This window comes from Polynucleobacter acidiphobus (assembly GCF_003065385.1).
Taxonomy (GTDB): Bacteria; Pseudomonadota; Gammaproteobacteria; order Burkholderiales; family Burkholderiaceae; genus Polynucleobacter; species Polynucleobacter acidiphobus.
Window position 1 is genome coordinate 1,395,634 of record NZ_CP023277.1, and the last position, 17,686, is coordinate 1,413,319.

At 49.9% G+C, this 17,686-nt stretch carries 15 protein-coding genes; 5 read left to right on the forward strand and 10 right to left on the reverse strand.

From position 1 onward, the window contains the following. Window position 1: 1 nt before the first annotated feature. From AOC32_RS07370 to AOC32_RS07385, 4 genes are all read right to left on the reverse strand, one after another. Window positions 2–1,024, reverse strand: a complete 1,023-nt coding sequence (locus AOC32_RS07370; protein ID WP_108508843.1) for a chlorophyllide a reductase iron protein subunit X — start codon at window positions 1,022–1,024, stop codon at window positions 2–4. Further along, a complete protein-coding gene (gene bchC / locus AOC32_RS07375; protein ID WP_108508844.1) occupies window positions 1,021–1,971 on the reverse strand; it encodes a chlorophyll synthesis pathway protein BchC in 951 nt (316 codons plus the stop codon). The genes AOC32_RS07370 and bchC overlap by 4 nt, the downstream gene beginning before the upstream one ends. A 148-nt stretch (window positions 1,972–2,119) precedes the next feature. Then, window positions 2,120–3,304, reverse strand: a complete 1,185-nt coding sequence (locus AOC32_RS07380; RefSeq protein WP_108508845.1) for a methyltransferase — start codon at window positions 3,302–3,304, stop codon at window positions 2,120–2,122. After that, on the reverse strand, window positions 3,291–4,211 hold the full coding sequence (locus AOC32_RS07385; RefSeq protein WP_234409727.1) for a polyprenyl synthetase family protein: 921 nt from the start codon (window positions 4,209–4,211) through the stop codon (window positions 3,291–3,293). The genes AOC32_RS07380 and AOC32_RS07385 overlap by 14 nt, the downstream gene beginning before the upstream one ends. Before the next feature lie 131 nt (window positions 4,212–4,342). On the opposite strand from AOC32_RS07385, the gene bchO reads away from it, so the two are divergent. Further along, complete coding sequence (gene bchO, locus AOC32_RS07390) at window positions 4,343–5,215, forward strand: alpha/beta fold hydrolase BchO (protein ID WP_108508847.1); 873 nt, start codon at window positions 4,343–4,345, stop codon at window positions 5,213–5,215. 6 nt (window positions 5,216–5,221) lie between these two features. Here the strand turns inward: bchO and AOC32_RS07395 are convergent, their stop codons facing one another. Then, a complete protein-coding gene (locus tag AOC32_RS07395) occupies window positions 5,222–7,009 on the reverse strand; it encodes a magnesium chelatase subunit D (RefSeq protein ID WP_108508848.1) in 1,788 nt (595 codons plus the stop codon). Window positions 7,010–7,012: 3 nt separating this feature from the next. Next, window positions 7,013–8,032 carry a magnesium chelatase ATPase subunit I gene (bchI, locus tag AOC32_RS07400; protein ID WP_108508849.1) on the reverse strand — a complete coding sequence of 340 codons (1,020 nt, stop codon included), beginning with the start codon at window positions 8,030–8,032 and terminating at the stop codon, window positions 7,013–7,015. 95 nt (window positions 8,033–8,127) lie between these two features. Between bchI and AOC32_RS07405 the strand changes: the two genes are divergently transcribed. Genes AOC32_RS07405 through AOC32_RS07415 form a run of 3 tightly spaced genes read left to right on the forward strand, consistent with a single transcriptional unit; the run spans window position 8,128 to window position 9,534 of the window. Further along, complete coding sequence (locus AOC32_RS07405; protein WP_108508850.1) at window positions 8,128–8,586, forward strand: phosphate-starvation-inducible protein PsiE; 459 nt, start codon at window positions 8,128–8,130, stop codon at window positions 8,584–8,586. Between the two features lie 2 nt (window positions 8,587–8,588). Then, a complete protein-coding gene (locus AOC32_RS07410) occupies window positions 8,589–9,317 on the forward strand; it encodes a class II aldolase/adducin family protein (RefSeq protein WP_108508851.1) in 729 nt (242 codons plus the stop codon). A 28-nt stretch (window positions 9,318–9,345) separates the two neighbouring features. Beyond that, a complete protein-coding gene (locus AOC32_RS07415) occupies window positions 9,346–9,534 on the forward strand; it encodes a 4-oxalocrotonate tautomerase (RefSeq protein WP_108508852.1) in 189 nt (62 codons plus the stop codon). Between the two features lie 61 nt (window positions 9,535–9,595). Here the strand turns inward: AOC32_RS07415 and AOC32_RS07420 are convergent, their stop codons facing one another. Together AOC32_RS07420 and AOC32_RS07425 are read right to left on the reverse strand one after the other, a co-directional pair. Continuing rightward, window positions 9,596–9,787, reverse strand: coding sequence for a helix-turn-helix domain-containing protein (locus tag AOC32_RS07420; protein WP_159074920.1), 192 nt, complete (start codon window positions 9,785–9,787; stop codon window positions 9,596–9,598). 87 nt (window positions 9,788–9,874) lie between these two features. Beyond that, window positions 9,875–10,846: a cobalamin B12-binding domain-containing protein gene (locus AOC32_RS07425; protein ID WP_108508854.1), complete on the reverse strand. Its 972-nt coding sequence runs from the start codon at window positions 10,844–10,846 to the stop codon at window positions 9,875–9,877. A gap of 242 nt (window positions 10,847–11,088) precedes the next feature. Here AOC32_RS07425 and AOC32_RS07430 point away from each other — a divergent pair, with 242 nt between their 5' ends. Further along, window positions 11,089–14,907 carry a magnesium chelatase subunit H gene (locus tag AOC32_RS07430; protein ID WP_108508855.1) on the forward strand — a complete coding sequence of 1,273 codons (3,819 nt, stop codon included), beginning with the start codon at window positions 11,089–11,091 and terminating at the stop codon, window positions 14,905–14,907. A gap of 14 nt (window positions 14,908–14,921) precedes the next feature. Here AOC32_RS07430 and AOC32_RS07435 read toward each other — a convergent pair whose 3' ends face one another. Together AOC32_RS07435 and AOC32_RS07440 are read right to left on the reverse strand one after the other, a co-directional pair. Continuing rightward, window positions 14,922–15,764, reverse strand: coding sequence for an aldo/keto reductase (locus tag AOC32_RS07435; protein WP_108508856.1), 843 nt, complete (start codon window positions 15,762–15,764; stop codon window positions 14,922–14,924). Between the two features lie 12 nt (window positions 15,765–15,776). Next, on the reverse strand, window positions 15,777–17,675 hold the full coding sequence (locus AOC32_RS07440; protein ID WP_108508857.1) for an ATP-binding cassette domain-containing protein: 1,899 nt from the start codon (window positions 17,673–17,675) through the stop codon (window positions 15,777–15,779). Window positions 17,676–17,686: the final 11 nt, after the last annotated feature.

A 17,686-nucleotide genomic window follows, 5' to 3' on the forward strand; every position in this document is an offset into this window, starting at 1 on the left:
CTTAGACTTTGTCGTAGACCACTTCAAGGGTTTTCTTGACGACCGCGTCTTTACCCATCATGTCAACATCGGTGGCGGGCTCAAGGACGTAGTCACGACCAGTAATGTCTGATGAGAAGAGCCCCAAGAGATCGTCTTGGCTCAGTGGCTTGGGTCGTACCGGTGGCGCACTCGCTACATTGGTCGCCAACTCTTCAAAGAGTGGACCCCATTGCGTACCAGGACGGCCGATGATTTCATAGCTAGCACTCTTACGACGAATATCTTCGTGTGCAGGAATCGCTGCTAATACAGGAATGCCTACTTTCTCTGCAAAGGCTTGAGCTTCACCAGTGTTGTCATCCTTATTGATCACCATGCCCGCGACACCGACATTGCCGCCCAACTTACGGAAGTACTCCACTGCGGAGCAGACATTATTGGCAACATAGAGGGATTGCAAATCATTGCTTCCCACCACAATCACTTTTTGGCACATATCACGTGCAATCGGCAATCCAAAACCACCGCACACCACGTCGCCTAAGAAATCTAAGAGAACGTAATCAAACCCCCAATCATGAAAACCCAACTTCTCCAGGGTTTCAAAACCGTGAATGATGCCGCGACCACCGCAACCACGCCCTACTTCGGGACCACCGAGCTCCATTGCAAATACGCCATCGCGTTTAAAGCACACATCGCCAATCGATACAGAATCACCCGATAACTTTTTCTTCGAAGAAGTTTCAATGATCGTCGGGCAGGCTTTGCCTCCAAACAGTAAAGAAGTGGTATCACTTTTCGGATCGCAACCAATCAGCAATACTTTCTTGCCTTGCTGCGCCATCATGTAGGAAAGATTGGCGAGAGTAAAACTTTTACCGATTCCGCCTTTGCCATAAATGGCGATGATTTGGGTTTCTTTGGTCACTGGTCCTTTGTGGACTGGATCCGGTTCCATGTCAGCCTCTTTTTTGAGATTGACAAATTGCACCGTTGCTTCGGCTGGCACACCTTCTAATTTTGCGGTTGCTGGACTCATTGCAAGGTTCTCCAATCAAGGACCATCTTTAAACAATCTTTATCGCTAAAGGCTTGGCGATAGGCTTTATCAGCATGCGCAGGTGATGCATGATGCGTAATTAATCCATCTAATGAGAGCCGACCGGACTCGGCTAAATGTTTCACGGCTAATAAATCTTTAGGCTGCCATTGCGCTGCTACCCGAATGCGGGCTTCGCGCATAAATGCCTGAGGGAATGAGAAGGTCATGGGGGCGTCATAAAAGCCCGCGAGAACGATTTCACCGCCAGGTGCTAAACAGGAAATCAAGGTATCCAGTAATGAAGCGTCGCCACTCACATCCACAATCGTTTTGTAATAGCGTTTCTGATCGGAGCTTGGGTCGATGACTTCATACCCAACTGCACCCTTGCGACGATCGGCATCGCTTTCCCAAACCACGGGACTTTTTCCAGCAAGCACAGCAATGCGCGCAATCAGGCGGCCTAAGACACCATGGCCAATAATCAGATCAGGCTGTTGACTACCCTCAGCCGATGTGACGTGATGCGCAGTTGCTGCTAAGGCAAACAAAACGGCTTCTGCGCCTAGCTTGTTATCAACTCCAATCACTCGACTTGCTGGCACCACCACGCGTGATGCGGCGCCACCGAAGAGACCTTTTACGTCACCAAAGCAACGCGCCCCTGGAACGAATACCCGTTGACCGGGCTGATACCCAGACCGAATCCCCGCTTGATAAATCTTGCCGACTGACTCATAGCCCGGAACCAATGGATAACCCATGCCCGGGAAGTGGGGCATACGCCCACTCCATAGAAGTTTTTCAGTGCCTGTGCTAATACCACTCCATTCAATATCAACCACAACATCCGTCTCAGTGACGGGTGATAACTTCAACTCACTCAAGACAACGCTCTCGGGCTTTTCGAGCACGATGGCCTTTGCTTGATAGATTGTGTTCATAGTGTCATTTCTTATTTACATATTTTATGTGTAAATATTTATTTACATTACTCATTCTTCACCACTTTGGGAATAATTTATCTAGGGGTTTCTACTGATGACCCCTAGTATTTACAAGGCTTTTTGGGCAAAAATCGGCTTTTAGACTCTAACCCACTGAAATCATTGGCTTTTTACAATGCAAGATCTGTGCATTCAAGGGGATAGCGGATGGCAAAAGCCGAACCGCCTCAAAACCGGCTTCCTTTAGCATTTGGCTAATTTCGGCTTGGGAACGGGGTCTTCCCCGCCCCATTGCCAGCAAATAGAAGCCAAAGTACGCATCCCCCATTGCCTCTTGCCCTGGGGTATCGGCCATGGGCTCAGCCAGAATTAGACTTGCGCCCGGCTCTAAGGCATTGAAAACATTCCGTAACAGGATCTTTACCCGCGAGTCATCGTGATCAAAAATCACTCGGATGAGGGTCGCCACATCCGCGCCCTTGGGCAATTCCTCATCAAAGAAATTCCCCCCAATCGCTTCGATGCGATTCGATACGTCTGTTTTAGCAATCTGAGCAGTTGCTAACTCAGTGACGCCAGGGAGATCAAAAATCGTGCACCGCAACTGTGGATAAAGTTTTGCAAGTTGCGCAACGAACGCGCCCTGCCCACCACCAATGTCCAGTAAATGGCGGTGCTTTGCAAACGAATAGGCATCAATTACTTCAGCGGTAACCAAGGGTTGGGTGTGCGCCATCAGCTTTGAATAGTTCGCAACGCGCTCGGCCGATAGGGATTCTGGTTTGGGATCGTGCGCATGATCGATATAAGGCCAATACTCAGCCATCGCCGCTTTCCCAGAAATATCACCACGCAAGAGTGCCAAGGGATCTTGCAGATCACGATAAAAATCGCCGTGATGAATAATCATATCGATGAGTGCACGATTGCCTACTAAAGGTGCCCCCAGCATGCCAAGTGCATAGTGCTCGCCCTCTCGTTTCGTTAAAAGACGAATGGCAACTGCAGCATCGAGTAAACGATTGAGTCCTGCGGGCGGTAACGTAATCTGCTCTTGCAATTGTGCTTTGGATAAAGCGCCGTTTGCAAGCAACTCAAACAAATTGACTTTCACACATGCAAGCAATATTTGCGAGTACACAAAGCCCGCCATGACATCAAAGAGTGCGGAGGCCTGACGCCGCACAACCCAGCGTGTCAATGGAAAGCGTGCAGCCCAGCGCTGAAATCGGGGTGAGGCAATGACACGATTACGCCAATCGGCGAAGCTGTCTTTCAATGATCGGTGATGGATTTGCGTGTCTTCGGACACACGCTCAGACAGTGGCATGGTGATGCAGCGGTCGACTCGTATTGATAAACCATGCTTCCGGAATCAAGCGTTCAGCCTCTTTCGCTACTAAGGCACGCAGCATCTTCTCGCCTTTACACGACGGTATCGAATGAATTGCTTTGTATACCAATTCATCAAAATGCTGAACCGCACCCACTAAACCAAGGTCTCGTGCGGAGCTCGGTCGATCATGGGTTAGATCTTGGCCTTGTGGTTTACCCATCGTCGCTTGATCGGCTAATACATCTCGAATGTCATCGGCTACTTGATAGGCCTCACCTAACCACTCACCAAGCGGTTTCCAGGTATCCGCATCGGCGCCTGCGGCTTGCGCGCCCGCTGCGGTTGCAGCTTCAAAGAGTGAGCCGGTTTTTTCTTTTTGATACTGCGACAGTTGGACTTTGGATTCGCACTCCCAGGCTTGACCGGATACGATGCCATGGGGTGCACCCACTGAAGCAGCGATGGTTTTTAGTAGTGGCGCTAAGCGCAGTGGTGAGCGCATGCTGCATGAGGCCATGTATTGAAAGGCAAGCACAATGAGTGCATCACCCGCGAGCACGGCTATACGTTCACCAAATGCAGCGTGCACTGAGGGCTGACCACGACGCACCATCGAATTATCAAAACAGGGTAAATCATCGTGTACCAGCGATGCACAATGCAATAGCTCAATCGCGCCCGCAGCTGCAATTGATAAATCAGGATCGTCGTCCCCACAGGCGGCAGCAACCGCTAAACACAATTGAGGCCGAATGCGCGCACCACCTGGGAAAACCGCATGATGCAAAGCCCTTTGTAAATTTTGTGGGGCTGTCTTAGACTCTGCGATGGCAAGTGCTTGATGCAAGCCCTTCTCAATGCGTTCTTGCATAGCGTGACTGGGGCTGATTTTTGAGCTCATGACCGGCTTTCAGAGTTAATCGGGTCGCAATACGGGTAAAAAAGTGTAAATATTTTTTTACACTTATTATGATGATGAATATAGTCAGCTAATGCAACAGGGTCAATCAATCAAATCTAGGGAAAACCCTAATGAGTTCCATTAATCGCATTCCCTACAACTGGCCAAACCGCCAAATGAGTCGCTCGATTACCGTGGGCGATCTCACGTGGCATATCCAAATCTCGGGGAAGGGGCCGGTGATTTTGCTGCTGCATGGCACTGGTTCCTCGACGCACTCCTGGGGTGAGATCACGCCTTTACTCAATCCAGAGGCGCAGGTGCTGAGCGTCGATTTACCAGGGCACGCCTTCACAATGGGGGCTTCGGTCAATTCATTACGACTTGAGCAGATCGCAAGTAATTTGATTGCTCTTATCAAGGAACTCAAAATGCCATGGCCATCCATCGTGGTTGGCCATTCCGCTGGCGCTCCCTTAGCGCTCGCCTTTGCTAATCTCGCACCCACCAAACCACAGGTGATTATTGGTCTGAATCCCTCACTGATTCCACCACCGCCCAGCTATACCCAATTTTTTGGACCGATGTTAGGGCCAGTCACTAAATCGGCGACTCTGGCATCGATTCTGGCGAAGATTGCGCCACTCTCAGGAATGACCGATCGATTGTTAGATTCCACCAACACCAATTTGCCAGAGACCAATCGCAACTACTATCGACGCTTGTTTCAATCGCCTGAGCATGTGCGCGGCGCGATGAACTTTATGGCCTCAGCCAATATCGATCAAGTACTCAAAGCAGGTTCAAGCCTTCCGAGTAAGTTAATTTGGGTGATTGGTGAGAGCGATCAGTGGGTCCCAGAAATTGGTCTTCAAAAAATCATCAAGCAATACTTTCCAAAATCGACGGTGATCTACTGGCCTGGTGGTCACATCATGCACGAAGTGGAAACTCCCAAGACCGCTGATCTAATCTTGAGTGAGCTGCGCGCCCTGAAGAAGTAATTAGCTTTAGGTGTGCAAAACACCTAGTACTGCTTGCGAGAGCTCCTGAGCGCGTGCATGCGGTAGAGGCAAATAGTACGAACCAATCAGTCGGGCAATGTGCTGTCCCTCTTCGCGCGCTTGCGGTGAGGTATCAATCCATAAACTGCGTACCTTGATCTGCGATGCTAGCTTTGCCGATTGCTCCGCATCAATCTGTGCTTGAGCACGACCTGGCGTGCCATCGCGTGCAATATTGGCGCGGCCATCGGTTAAGAACACCAAGGTGGGGGTCATGCCTTTTTTAAGCGATCCCTTCGCCAGTGTAAAAGCCGTATCAATCGCAAGGGCTAGCGGTGTGCCGCCACCACCGGGTAGCGATGCTAAAGAGCGCTTTGCTCTAACCAGAGAACGGGTTGGGCTTAACAACAGTTCTGCTTCGCTTCCCCGAAAACTAATGAGTGCTACCTGATCGCGTCGTACATAGCACTCTGCTAGCAACAACTCCACCGCACCTTTTGCCTCAGCTAAACGATGAATCGCCGCAGAGCCTGAGGCATCGACCACAAAGGTTGTGAGTGTCTGATTGCGTTGTCGATAGCGTTTGATGCGCAGATCATCCTTACGAATGAGGATTTTTGGCTGAGACGGATTCTGACTACTCTTAAGTTGGAGCTGGCGGATGCGTTGCCATGGCACGGCGGCGCGCAGGGTGTCCATCAAACTCAGTCGTTGATTGCCAGAGGGCATTCCAGGCTTTGAGCCCATTGGTCGACCGCGTTGACTGCTTAATTGGCTAGCACCTGCCTTACCAGCAGAATGATTTTTTTGTCGTACTAACGCGAGTTGAGTGAGTCGATCGAGCAGTTCGCGAGGGATCGCTGCTTGCGCCGCTTCTAATACTTGATCTTCAAGAACTTCTGTTTCTTGATTATGCGATTGGGTTTCTTCGGGGTTGGCATCCTCGTTTTGCTCAGGAGAGGGTTCGTCCTCGGCTTGAGTCTCATCGGCCATATCAGGTATTTGTGTTGCTCTCGGTAGCAATACTAAGGTCACCGCCCGCTCAAGATGTTCTTGGCTGGGCTCGCTCTGATGCCATTCGAGATCCATGGCAGCCAAGTGCCGCGCAGTTCTTGCTGTAAATTGCACGGCTCGCAAAGAGGCAATGCCTAACTGCGCCGCAATTCCGACGAGCGCTGCGTATTGTTCATCACTGAGGGTGATTTGCTCTACCCGCTTTTGAATGCCCACTCTTTCCAGATCAATGAACTCTGTATCGAGTTTGGCATCTGGTAGGTCATGCCATGCGATCGAATCTAAATCAATATAAAACGCGCAGCGCTCGATCAATTTTAGATTCACACTCTCGTCTTCTTCAATGCTTTCATCGAGAGCGATCACTCCCATCGCGCAGGCAATGCGTTCTCCGTGACCATCACGCTCAACCTGAATGGCGCCATGATCGAGGGCGGCTGCAATACGGGCCACTGTGCCTGCTTCCACTCGCTCAGCCATTGGCAGAATCACCAGACTTTGGTCACAATGACTTAAGACCCCCGGTCGAAAGATTGGCTTACCTGCAATGATGGTGGCCTCAATATCCAAACCACCAAGTAAGTTCTCATCTGAGATACCGCTGGGGATCTTCCGTAATGGTGTTGTTAAACCGTGATGGCGTGCAAGCTGTTCAAGGGTTTGTAACCAGCGCTCTCGAACAGGACCGGAGCGCGCATGCACAATCACCCCACCAAATTCATGGGGTGCGAGTGTGATCAACTGCGCAACCTGCAGGCAAGTTAACCAGTAAGGGTTCATGCCTTAAGCAAATAACTCATCGAGTGCCCGTTGCACACGCGTTGCTGAGCTGGATTCGTCGAGAGGGTTGCGACGCAAGCGATGCTGCAAAGCCGGTACTGCAATGCGCTTGAGATGATCGCGTGTTACTTTGTTTTTACCATCGAGGGCAGCGACTGCGCGTGAGGCACGCAAGAGTGTGAGCTCACCGCGTAGGCCATCAGTACCCAGATGGGCGCAAAGCGTACTGGCATCGTGTAGTAATTTGTCATCAACCTTGACGCTGGCTAATTTCTTGCGTGCGCTTGCCATCATCTCCCGTATCCTCGCATCCTCTTGATCCCAAATCTTCATGAAGGCATCAGGATTGCGCTCAAAGGCATCACGTCGTTTAATGATCTCGACACGGCTAGGCATATCGCTTGGGGTTTTCACCTCCACGGCTAGTCCAAAACGATCCAAGAGTTGGGGGCGCAACTCGCCCTCTTCAGGATTGCCACTACCTACCAATACAAATCGGGCAGGATGGCGCACACTCAAACCCTCGCGCTCCACCACATTTTGTCCTGACGCAGCGACATCAATGAGTAGATCAACCAAGTGGTCGTCCAACAGATTAACCTCATCGATGTATAAAAATCCGCGATTGGCTTTCGCTAATAAGCCGGGTTCAAAGGCCTTCTCGCCAAGTGTTAAAGCTTTCTCGATATCCAAGGCCCCAAGTACGCGATCTTCGGTTGCACCCAAGGGGAGATCAACCACTGGAACAGGGCGCAGCTCCGTTTTGGGTTTGGTTTTTGCTCCCGAACTGCAAGTAGCACATAGGCCTGCCATCGCTTTGGGATCGCATCCATACGCGCAGTCTTTCACAACGGTCATGGTGGGTAAAAGTGCCGCGAGACCTCGAACCGCAGTTGACTTCCCGGTGCCGCGATCTCCCATCACCAATACACCGCCAATACTAGGCTCCAATGCAGCTACCAAAATAGCAAGCTTCATATCCTCTTGGCCCACAATGGCTGAGAAGGGGTAATTACGGGTCATGCAAGCGCTCCTTGAATAAACTTTATTGGTTTGACGCCAAATTAAGGTTAAATATAAGGCATCTAACGGGCAATGAGCCCAATTAAGGAAAAACAATGAGCGATAAGACCCCTAAGAGTATTAAAAGTATTGAAGAGCGCATCGAGTCTTGGTTTATTCCAACGGGTAATCTTTTTGTTTCCTTATTTCATCGAATTGCCCTCTTTGCAATTGGCGCGGCCACCGTATGGGCCGCTGGGATGAGCTTCCTGGAAATGATGCATAAGCCCTATGCCTCAGTTCAAGATTTACTCCTTCTATTTATTTATCTCGAAATTGGTGCAATGGTTGGGATTTACTTTAAGACCAATCACATGCCTGTGCGCTTCTTGATTTACATTGCCATTACTGCCGTCACACGCCTCATTATTGATTTGGTTGGCACCAAGCATGCGGCGGACATGGGTATCTTGCTGATGGGTGTCACCATTTTCGTCTTAGCGCTTGCCAATGCCCTCGTACGCTATGCCTCCAATAAATTTCCGAGTAAGACCGATCATCCGGGTGGTGATTAAACGTGAGTCCTGCTGAGCAACAAACCCGGATTGATTTAGCAGCCTGTTACCGCTTATGCGCCTTTGAGGGCTGGGATGATCTCATTTATACCCACATCTCAGCGACTGTTCCAGGCGAGCCTAATCATTACCTCATCAATCCGTTTGGCTATCAGTTTGATGAAATCACCGCATCTAACTTAGTGAAGGTCAATACCAAGGGTGAGATTGTGGATCCCAGCTCACCCTATCGCGTCAATCCCACTGGCTTTGCGATTCATGGGGCAGTACATCGCGCCCGCCCCGATGCGAACTGCGTCATGCATCTACATAACACTGCTGGGATTGCGGTATCAGCACAGGAGAACGGTTTATTACCACTCTCGCAGCATGCCATGCGCTTTATGGGTCATCTGGGATACCATGATTACGAAGGTGTTGCCCTCACTGAATCCGAAGGCAAGCGCCTTACTGAATCCCTTGGTAAGCACCCTGCCATGCTATTGCGTAATCACGGCACACTCACCGTAGGTCGCACAATCGGTGAAGCTTATGTGGTCATGGCCACGCTGATTAAGGCTTGCGAGATCCAGATTGCAGCACTCTCAAGTCCACAACTGCATCTACCCAAGCAAAGTGTGATCCAAAAAGCTGCTGATGAGTTACATGATGGCGGCGCCGAAGAGGGAATGCTAGAGTGGCCCGCCCTACTACGAATGCTCGATCGCTTTGATGAGAGCTATAAAAATTAATTAACTAAATCACGAACAAGGAGTTGATATGCCCACATTCAATGTGCAAATGTTTGAAGGAAGAACGGTTGAACAGAAACGAAAATTTGTTGCTGAGGTAACTCGTGTCACCTGTGAGACCTTGGGATGTAGCCCGGGATCGGTCGACATCATCATCACCGATGTGAAGAAAGAAGACTGGGCTACCGGTGGGAAGCTGTGGTGTGATGCGGATTAGGCATGAACCACGATAGGTGAATAGTTATAAAAGGTTGGCAAGTGGGTCTGCCGTTTTACTGTTAAGCCTCTGAAATAACTCTTATTCCCTTTGCGCGAGCAATGTGACCTAGTGCAGCGGCCAACTCTGCATCATCACCCTCATTCATCACTTGATTTAAATACTCTGTCATTGCCCGTTTACTTTTCAGTAATCGGGCAATGTCGAACTCACGAATCTCTTGATGTTTGTTCTTAGGATTTTTCTTCATCATATTTACCATCGCCCACTATGGTAATCAAGCAAATCTGAGGAAGCTACACCATATGATGCCTAGGGGATTACTTTTGTAACTTTTTACCTAATGGTGTTGATTTTTTTCTAAGAAGAACTCCGCCTGCGCCAGGGCCTCCTCTGCGTCCAGACCAACGATATCAGCTGCGATACCTTGTCTTAATTCGGGACGGGCGATGAAAATTGGGCCGCCGACCATCACTCCAATCTTTGGATTTAGAGATTCTTCTTTTAGCAGTTGAATGAATCGTTTGAGGGCAGGTATTTGGTCTTCGGTACTTACTGATAAGCCGACCAAGTCAAAGAACTGGGTTTTGATCGCCACAATAATTTCACCTTCACTCGCGGCTAATTCGCCCCACACCTTCCAGCCGCCGCGTCTAAAGAACTCTGACACCATGAATAAACCCAAGGTATGCTGCGATCCAGGTAAGGGTACTAGCATTGCATGCGGCGCTTTTTCATCCGTCCTGGCAAATTCCTGAAACAGTGGGCTGAAGTCATAAATCAATTGCTTAATGCGCCACATCGCAGTAGTGACCTGTGTAAACGTGGCGCGATCCTCTTCCCACATCACACCCAATCGTCTTGCAACAGGTGCTAGTAAGCGAAGATAGATTTCATCGAGCGGTACACCCTGCTCATAGAGTTCTTGTACAAAATCTGCCGCTTTAGTTGCGTCATCTCGCAATACCAACTCCGTTAGCTCATGAACACGGCTCTCATCATTGAGCCGAATACTCATTACGGGAGAGCGATTAGCTTCTGGCGAGCTTGAGTGACTTACAAGTAATCGCGGGATGACATTGGTTTCAATGGTTTGCATGAGCCAATCCAGATGCTCATCGGGGCCCGCATTGATGCGCAGTGGTCGATTACCAATATCACTTGCGATTTTAGAAATGCGGGAGGAGTTCTCATCATGAACCTCTTGAACACAGTTCTCCCACTCCGAACCCTTAGGTCTTTTTCTTTGGTTGTCCTCATCGCCGGAAAATAACTTTTCTTTGATGAGACTGGCATATCGCCATAAAGCCATGCACACTCCGATTTTCTGCTGTGGCGCTTCAGGCTAGCCCTGGGGTAAAAAAATCAGGCCTATTTTTGCGTCGATTGGTTGTGTGTCATTTATAGATCTTTCGGCTATTTATCTCCATGAATGATTACTTTTAAGGGTTAACCCTAGTTTTAGTGACTAATACAGGCATAAGTGTCAATAAAAGTTGACACATTTAGCACAATTCAATATAAAAAGAGGAGTCCCACCCGAGTTAGGCAGCTATGGCCGTTCAATCCAAGTCCAAGAAGGAAGCCATTCCCATTCGTTTGGTATTGGTGACCATGGACACGCACTTAAATAGTGCGGCACGACGCGCCCAATTTCAGCTCCAACGCGTCATTCCAGGTTTGTCTTTGCAGATCCATGCCGCCAGTGAATTCACCGGTAATCCAGAGCTCACTGAAAAGGCAGTGCACGACATTGCCCATGGCGATATTGTGCTCGCCACTATGTTGTTTATGGAAGATCACTACCTTCCAGTATTTGAAGCTTTAAAGGCTAAGCGCGATGATTGCGACGCGATGGTCTGTGCGATGTCAGCTGGGGATGTCGTGAAGCTCACCAAGATTGGTAAGCTCGATATGAGTAAGCCCGCAAGTGGGCCAATGGCAATCCTCAAGAAACTACGCCCCAAACCCAAGACCGAGGGTGAGAAGCAAACCAGTTCGGGTGCCAAACAAATGAAGGTGCTGCGGCTCATTCCACAAATCCTTAGATGGATTCCGGGAACCGCGCAAGATGTGCGGGTGTATTTCTTAACCCTGCAATATTGGTTGGGTGGTTCCGAAGAAAACTTATTTAATCTCTTTAGTTACCTCATTAACCGTTACGCCTCTGGTCCGCGGGAAGTCTTGCGTGGCTTAGCAAAACCTACCGATCCCGTGGAGTATCCCGATCTCGGGGTCTATCACCCGCGCATGAAAAATCGTCTGAGTGAAAAACTCTCTGATCTGCCTAAGGTGATTCCGGATAGCAAGCGTCGTGGTCGGGTTGGTCTTTTATTGCTCCGCTCATATTTAGTTTCTGGCAATAGTGGTCACTACGATCCCGTGATTGCTGCATTAGAAGCCCATGGCTTACAAGTGGTACCTGCCTTTGCTGCAGGTCTTGATGCGCGCCCTGCAATTGACACCTACTTCATAAAAAATCATCAGGTGACGGTCGATGCGGTGATCTCACTCACCGGCTTCTCCTTAGTTGGTGGCCCAGCGTATAACGATGCCAAAGCAGCTGAGGAAGTGCTTGCTAAGTTGGATGTGCCCTACATCGCAGCGCACCCCGTGGAGTTCCAAACCCTCACCCAATGGGGTGGATCCGATCGGGGTTTGATGCCGGTAGAGAGCACCATTATGGTGGCGATCCCCGAACTCGATGGCGCAACCCAGCCAATGGTGTATGGCGGCCGACCGGGTGCCGCTGGAACAACGTGTACCGGTTGCCATCAACGCTGCACCTTCACAGAGGAACACAACCCGCAAGACATGTTCACCTGCGTCGAACGGACGGCGATGCTCGCCTCCAGGACTGCCAAGCTAGTGGATCTACGCAACTCTGATAAAGCCAATCGTAAAGTGGGTCTGGTGATCTTTAACTTCCCCCCGAATGCAGGACATACCGGCACCGCTGCTTATCTCAACGTTTTTGAGTCTTTGCACCAAACCATGTTGGGTCTTAAAGCCGATGGTTACACACTCACCGTGCCAGAAACGCCTGAAGCCTTACGCAAAGAAATCATTGAAGGCAATGCTCAGCAATATGGTTCTGAAGCCAATGTACACACCATCATTAGTGCCGACGATCATGTCAAGCACGAGCGTTGGCTCAGTGAGATTGAAGCGCAATGGGGTCCAGCTCCTGGTAAGCAATGGACTAATGGCTCCGGTATTTTTATTTTGGGCAAACAATACGGCAATATCTTAGTGACCGTGCAACCTGGATTTGGGTTTGAGGGTGATCCGATGCGCCTTCTCTTTGAAAAAGGCTTTGCGCCGACGCATGCATTCTCCGCTTTTTATCGCTACTTGCGCGAGGACTTTGCTGCCAATGCCGTATTGCATTTTGGCACCCACGGTGCGCTTGAGTTTATGCCGGGTAAGCAAGCAGGGATGAGTGGTTCGTGCTGGCCCGATCGCCTCATTAGCGATCTACCCAACTTTTATCTCTATGCATCCAATAATCCTTCCGAAGGCGCGCTGGCCAAGCGCCGTGCAGGTGCCACACTCATTAGTTACCTCACGCCACCGGTGACGCAAGCCGGTATTTATAGTGGACTTGCCGATCTCAAAACCTCGATTGAGCGTTGGCGGGGTCTCTCGCCTGAGCAGCGCGGCGAAGAGGAAGATCATGATTTGGCCGCTCTCATTCAGGCGCAAGCGGCGCAGATGGATTTATGCAAAGCAGAGCCGCTGTGGGATGTGAAAAACGCTGACTTTACCCAACAGCACATTACCAAACTCTATGAGCAAATTTTGGAGTTGGAGTACACCTTAATACCGCATGGCATGCATGTGGTCGGCTCCACCCCCAGTGAATCCGAGCGTGTCGATTTACTAAGCGCCATGGCGATTGGCTCGTTTAGCCAAACCTTACCTAATTCAGCGATTACGCAGTTGGTGCAAGGTAAACCCATTCAAACAATCGTAAGCAAGAATAAGGATCTTCAAGAGCTCGCTCGGGAAGAAGCGATTGCGATTTTGGAGAAGCTCCAACATTGGGATCAGCAGATCCAAGAAGAAACTGAGATCCCTAGCATTCTCAAAGCGCTTGATGGTCGCTTTATTCGTCCTGCGCCGGGTGGCGATGTAATGCGCAACCCCGAGGTTCTTCCCTCAGGTCGTAATCTGCATGGCTTTGATCCTTTCCGGATTCCAAGTGCCTTTGCAGTCAAAGATGGCGCGAAGCAAGCCCAGAAGATTTTGCAACGGCATATCGATGATGCAAAAGCCCTCCCTGAATCGATTGCTCTTGTTCTGTGGGGGAGCGACAACCTCAAATCCGAAGGTGGGCAAATTGGTCAGGCATTAGCCCTCTTGGGAGCACTACCTCGCTTTGATGGCTATGGACGACTAGCAGGTGCTACCCTCATTCCGCTCGCAGAACTCGGGCGCCCCCGCATTGATGTGGTGATCACTCTCTCAGGGATCTTTCGGGATCTGATGCCCTTGCAAATTAAGCTTCTCGCTGAAGCAGCGTATCTCGCTGCAGCCGCCGATGAGCCAATCGAGCAAAACTTTGTTCGTAAACACGCGCTTGCCTATATGAAAGAACACGGCTGCGATCTCGAGACGGCGTCACTTCGTGTTTATGGCAATGCCGATGGCACTTATGGGGCCAATGTGAACCACTTGGTCGAGCACAGCGTATGGGATGAGGACGATGAGCTCGCCGAGACCTATATGCGCCGCAAGGGTTTTGCCTATGGCAAATCGGGTAAACCGGTTTGCAATAACGCTCTTCTGAAGAGCGTCTTAGCGGATGTCAGCATGAGTTATCAGAACTTAGAGTCGATGGAACTCGGGGTGACCACCATCGATAACTACTTTGATACCTTGGGTGGGATTACGAAGGCCGTCAAACGCGCTAAGGGCGGTGAAGAGATTCCGGTATATATAGGTGATCAAACCCAAGGTGAAGGGGTAGTACGGACTCTCTCAGAACAAGTGTCGCTCGAGACCCGCACGCGCATGCTCAATCCCAAATGGTTTGAGGGAATGCTCAAACACGGCTACGAGGGTGTTCGGCAGATTGAGGTTCATATCACCAACACCATGGGTTGGTCAGCGACCACGGGCCAAGTACAACCCTGGGTTTATAAGCAACTAACCCAGACGTTTATTCTGGATCCGAAGATGCGTGAGCGCTTAGCGCAATTGAATCCCACCGCATCAGCCCGCATGGCAAACCGTCTCATGGAAGCCTCAAATCGCAACTACTGGCAGCCCGATGATGAAATGCGAGCTGCGATGAAGCAGGCCAGTGAAGAGCTTGAAGATCGTCTTGAGGGAGTCTTTGAAAACCCCGCTATGCAACGCGCAGGTTAATCCCAGCTACTGCCTTAAATCACCATCAGTGGTTTTTTCTGAATGGGTGGTGCAAAAATTTGATCAAGCGCCTTAAGTAACGCATCATCCAGAACCAGATTGGCAGCAGATAGATTTTCCCTGAGTCGCTCAGGATGGACCGTTTTCGGAATCGCCACCGCATGGGGTTGGCGTAAGACCCAAGCGAGAGCCACCTGCGCTGGGGTCAAGCCAGCTTCTTTAGCCAGCGCAATGAGTTTAGGGTTACGCATCAGAGCACCAGCACCGAGTGGGGAATACGCCATGAATGCCATGCCCTTCTCTTGTAGAAGTGGAATCAAATTGTATTCAATACCACGGGCATTCAAGGCGTAATAGACTTGATTGCATACCGTTTGGTAGGGGCTGCCCACATTGCGTTCAGCTACGAGCCAATCGTTTACATCGGGCGCATCAAAATTACTAATGCCATAACTACGAATGAGTCCTCGCTCCTGGAGTTTGATGAATCCCTCGAGAGTTGCTTCATAAGGATAAGAGCCTTGCCAATGTAAAAGATAACAATCCAGATACTCGCAGCCCATGCGTTTGATTGAGCGTTCGCAAGCCGTGATGGTGCCTTTGGTACTGGCATTACTGGGCAAAACCTTGCTAACGATTTGGAGATCATCACGCGCACTGTTGCCAAAGTTTTTCAAGGCCTTGCCAATGAGATTTTCGGCTTGGCCAGAGCCATACATCTCAGCGGTATCGATGAGTTGATACCCCATCTGAATCGCTGATGCTATCGCACTTACTTCTTCGGCTTCAGAGTGAGCGTCCTCACCCATTGGCCAGGTGCCCAATCCAAGGCGGGTTTGAAAAAATGGGGTCGTCATTTATATATCACCTTATGAATCAGAGCGTTCCAATAAAAACTCCCAGCGACTCATTGTTAATTCAAGCTGATTATTAATTTTGACTAACTTTTCTGTAAGAGAAATTGTTAATTTAGGATCGCTTTTATAAATCTCTGGATCAGCTAGTTGCTGATTAATTTGTAACTGCTCCTGCTCCAATTCATCAATTTTTATAGGTAATTGCTCAAGCTCAATCTTTTCTTTACTACTTAGTTTTGATTTCGTTGTACTCATAGCGGAACCTGACTTCACTGGCACCCTGACTTCCACTGGCTTTGGATCTTTGGCTGAAGCAATTAGAGCAGATCGTTCTTTCTGTACTTTGTAGTCCTCATAACCACCCTCGTACTCTCGCCACATCGCATCACCTTCGTAGGCAATCATGCTGGTGACCACATTGTCTAAAAAGGTTCGATCGTGACTGACTAAAAAAACGGTACCTTGATAATCTTGCAAGAGTTGCTCTAAGAGATCCAAGGTATCAATATCAAGATCATTAGTGGGCTCATCAAGAACCAGCACATTGGCAGGTCTAGCAAAGAGTCTTGCGAGTAATAAGCGATTACGCTCGCCGCCCGATAGGGTTTTGATGGGCGAGTTGGTACGCTCAGGTGCAAAGAGGAAATCCCCTAAATAGCTCTTCACATGCTTGCGCTGATTCCCAATCTCGACCCATTCGCTCCCAGGGCTAATGAAATCCTCGAGTGTCGCCTCTAAATTAAGGCTTTCACGCATTTGATCAAAATAGGCCACTTCAATGCGCGTGCCTAATTTGGCGACCCCAGTATCAGGCGCAATCTCAGCCAGAATTAATTTAAGCAGTGTCGTTTTACCCGCGCCGTTGGGTCCTAAGATGCCGACCTTGTCGCCTCGCAAAATGGTGGCGGTGAAGTTTTTGACAATCGGTTTTTCGTAGGACTTGGAGATGGTATCTAGATCTGCCACGATCTTACCGCTGCGCTCACCGGAGGCAATCGAGAGCTTCACCTGCCCCATGGCATTGCGTCGCTCAGCGCGCATGGCTCGGAGTTTTTCCAGACGGGCCACGCGCCCCACACTACGGGTGCGTCTCGCTTCCACCCCCTTGCGCACCCACACCTCTTCTTCCGCCAGCAATTTATCGGCTCGTGCATTGGCAAGCGCTTCAGCGTTGAGCTCTTCTTCTTTGACAAACTCATAGCGACTGTAGTTACCGGGGTAGCTACGCAGCACCCCACGATCGAGCTCCACAATACGGGTTGCAACTTGATCCAAAAAGCTGCGATCATGGGTGATGAAGACAATCGACCCAGAGTACTCATTGAGGAGTCCCTCAAGCCAGGTAATCGAATCCAAATCCAAGTGATTGGTGGGCTCATCGAGCAAGAGCACATCCGGTTGAGTCACAAGAGCTTGAGCCAGCGCTACCCGTTTTTTAGTACCGCCTGAGAGAGTTCCGATAGTTTGATCGGCATTAAGATGTAAGCGGTTCAGGATTTCAGCAACGCGCTGCTCCCAGTTCCAACCATGCGTCGCATCGAGCTGGGACTGCAGTTGATCGAGACGCTCTTGATTGGCTTCGTTCCAATCGGCTTGCGCAAGAGCCTCATACTCGGATCGGATTTGCTGGATGGTGGCCAAGCCTTCGGAAGCTGCCTCAAAAATACTGCTATTGCTGCTTAAGATTGGCTCTTGCGCTACATAGGCAATCCGCAGTTCCTGCTGCACTTGAATCAATCCATCGTCGAGCTTTTCAAGGCCAGCCAAGATCTTTAGCAAAGAGGATTTACCGGTGCCATTGCGCCCAATGAGACCCACGCGCTCACTTTCTTCGAGTGCAAAGTTGGTGCGGTCTAAGAGGGGGTGATGACCAAACGCGAGCTTGGCGTCTGTCAGAGTAATGAGTGCCATAACCCATCATT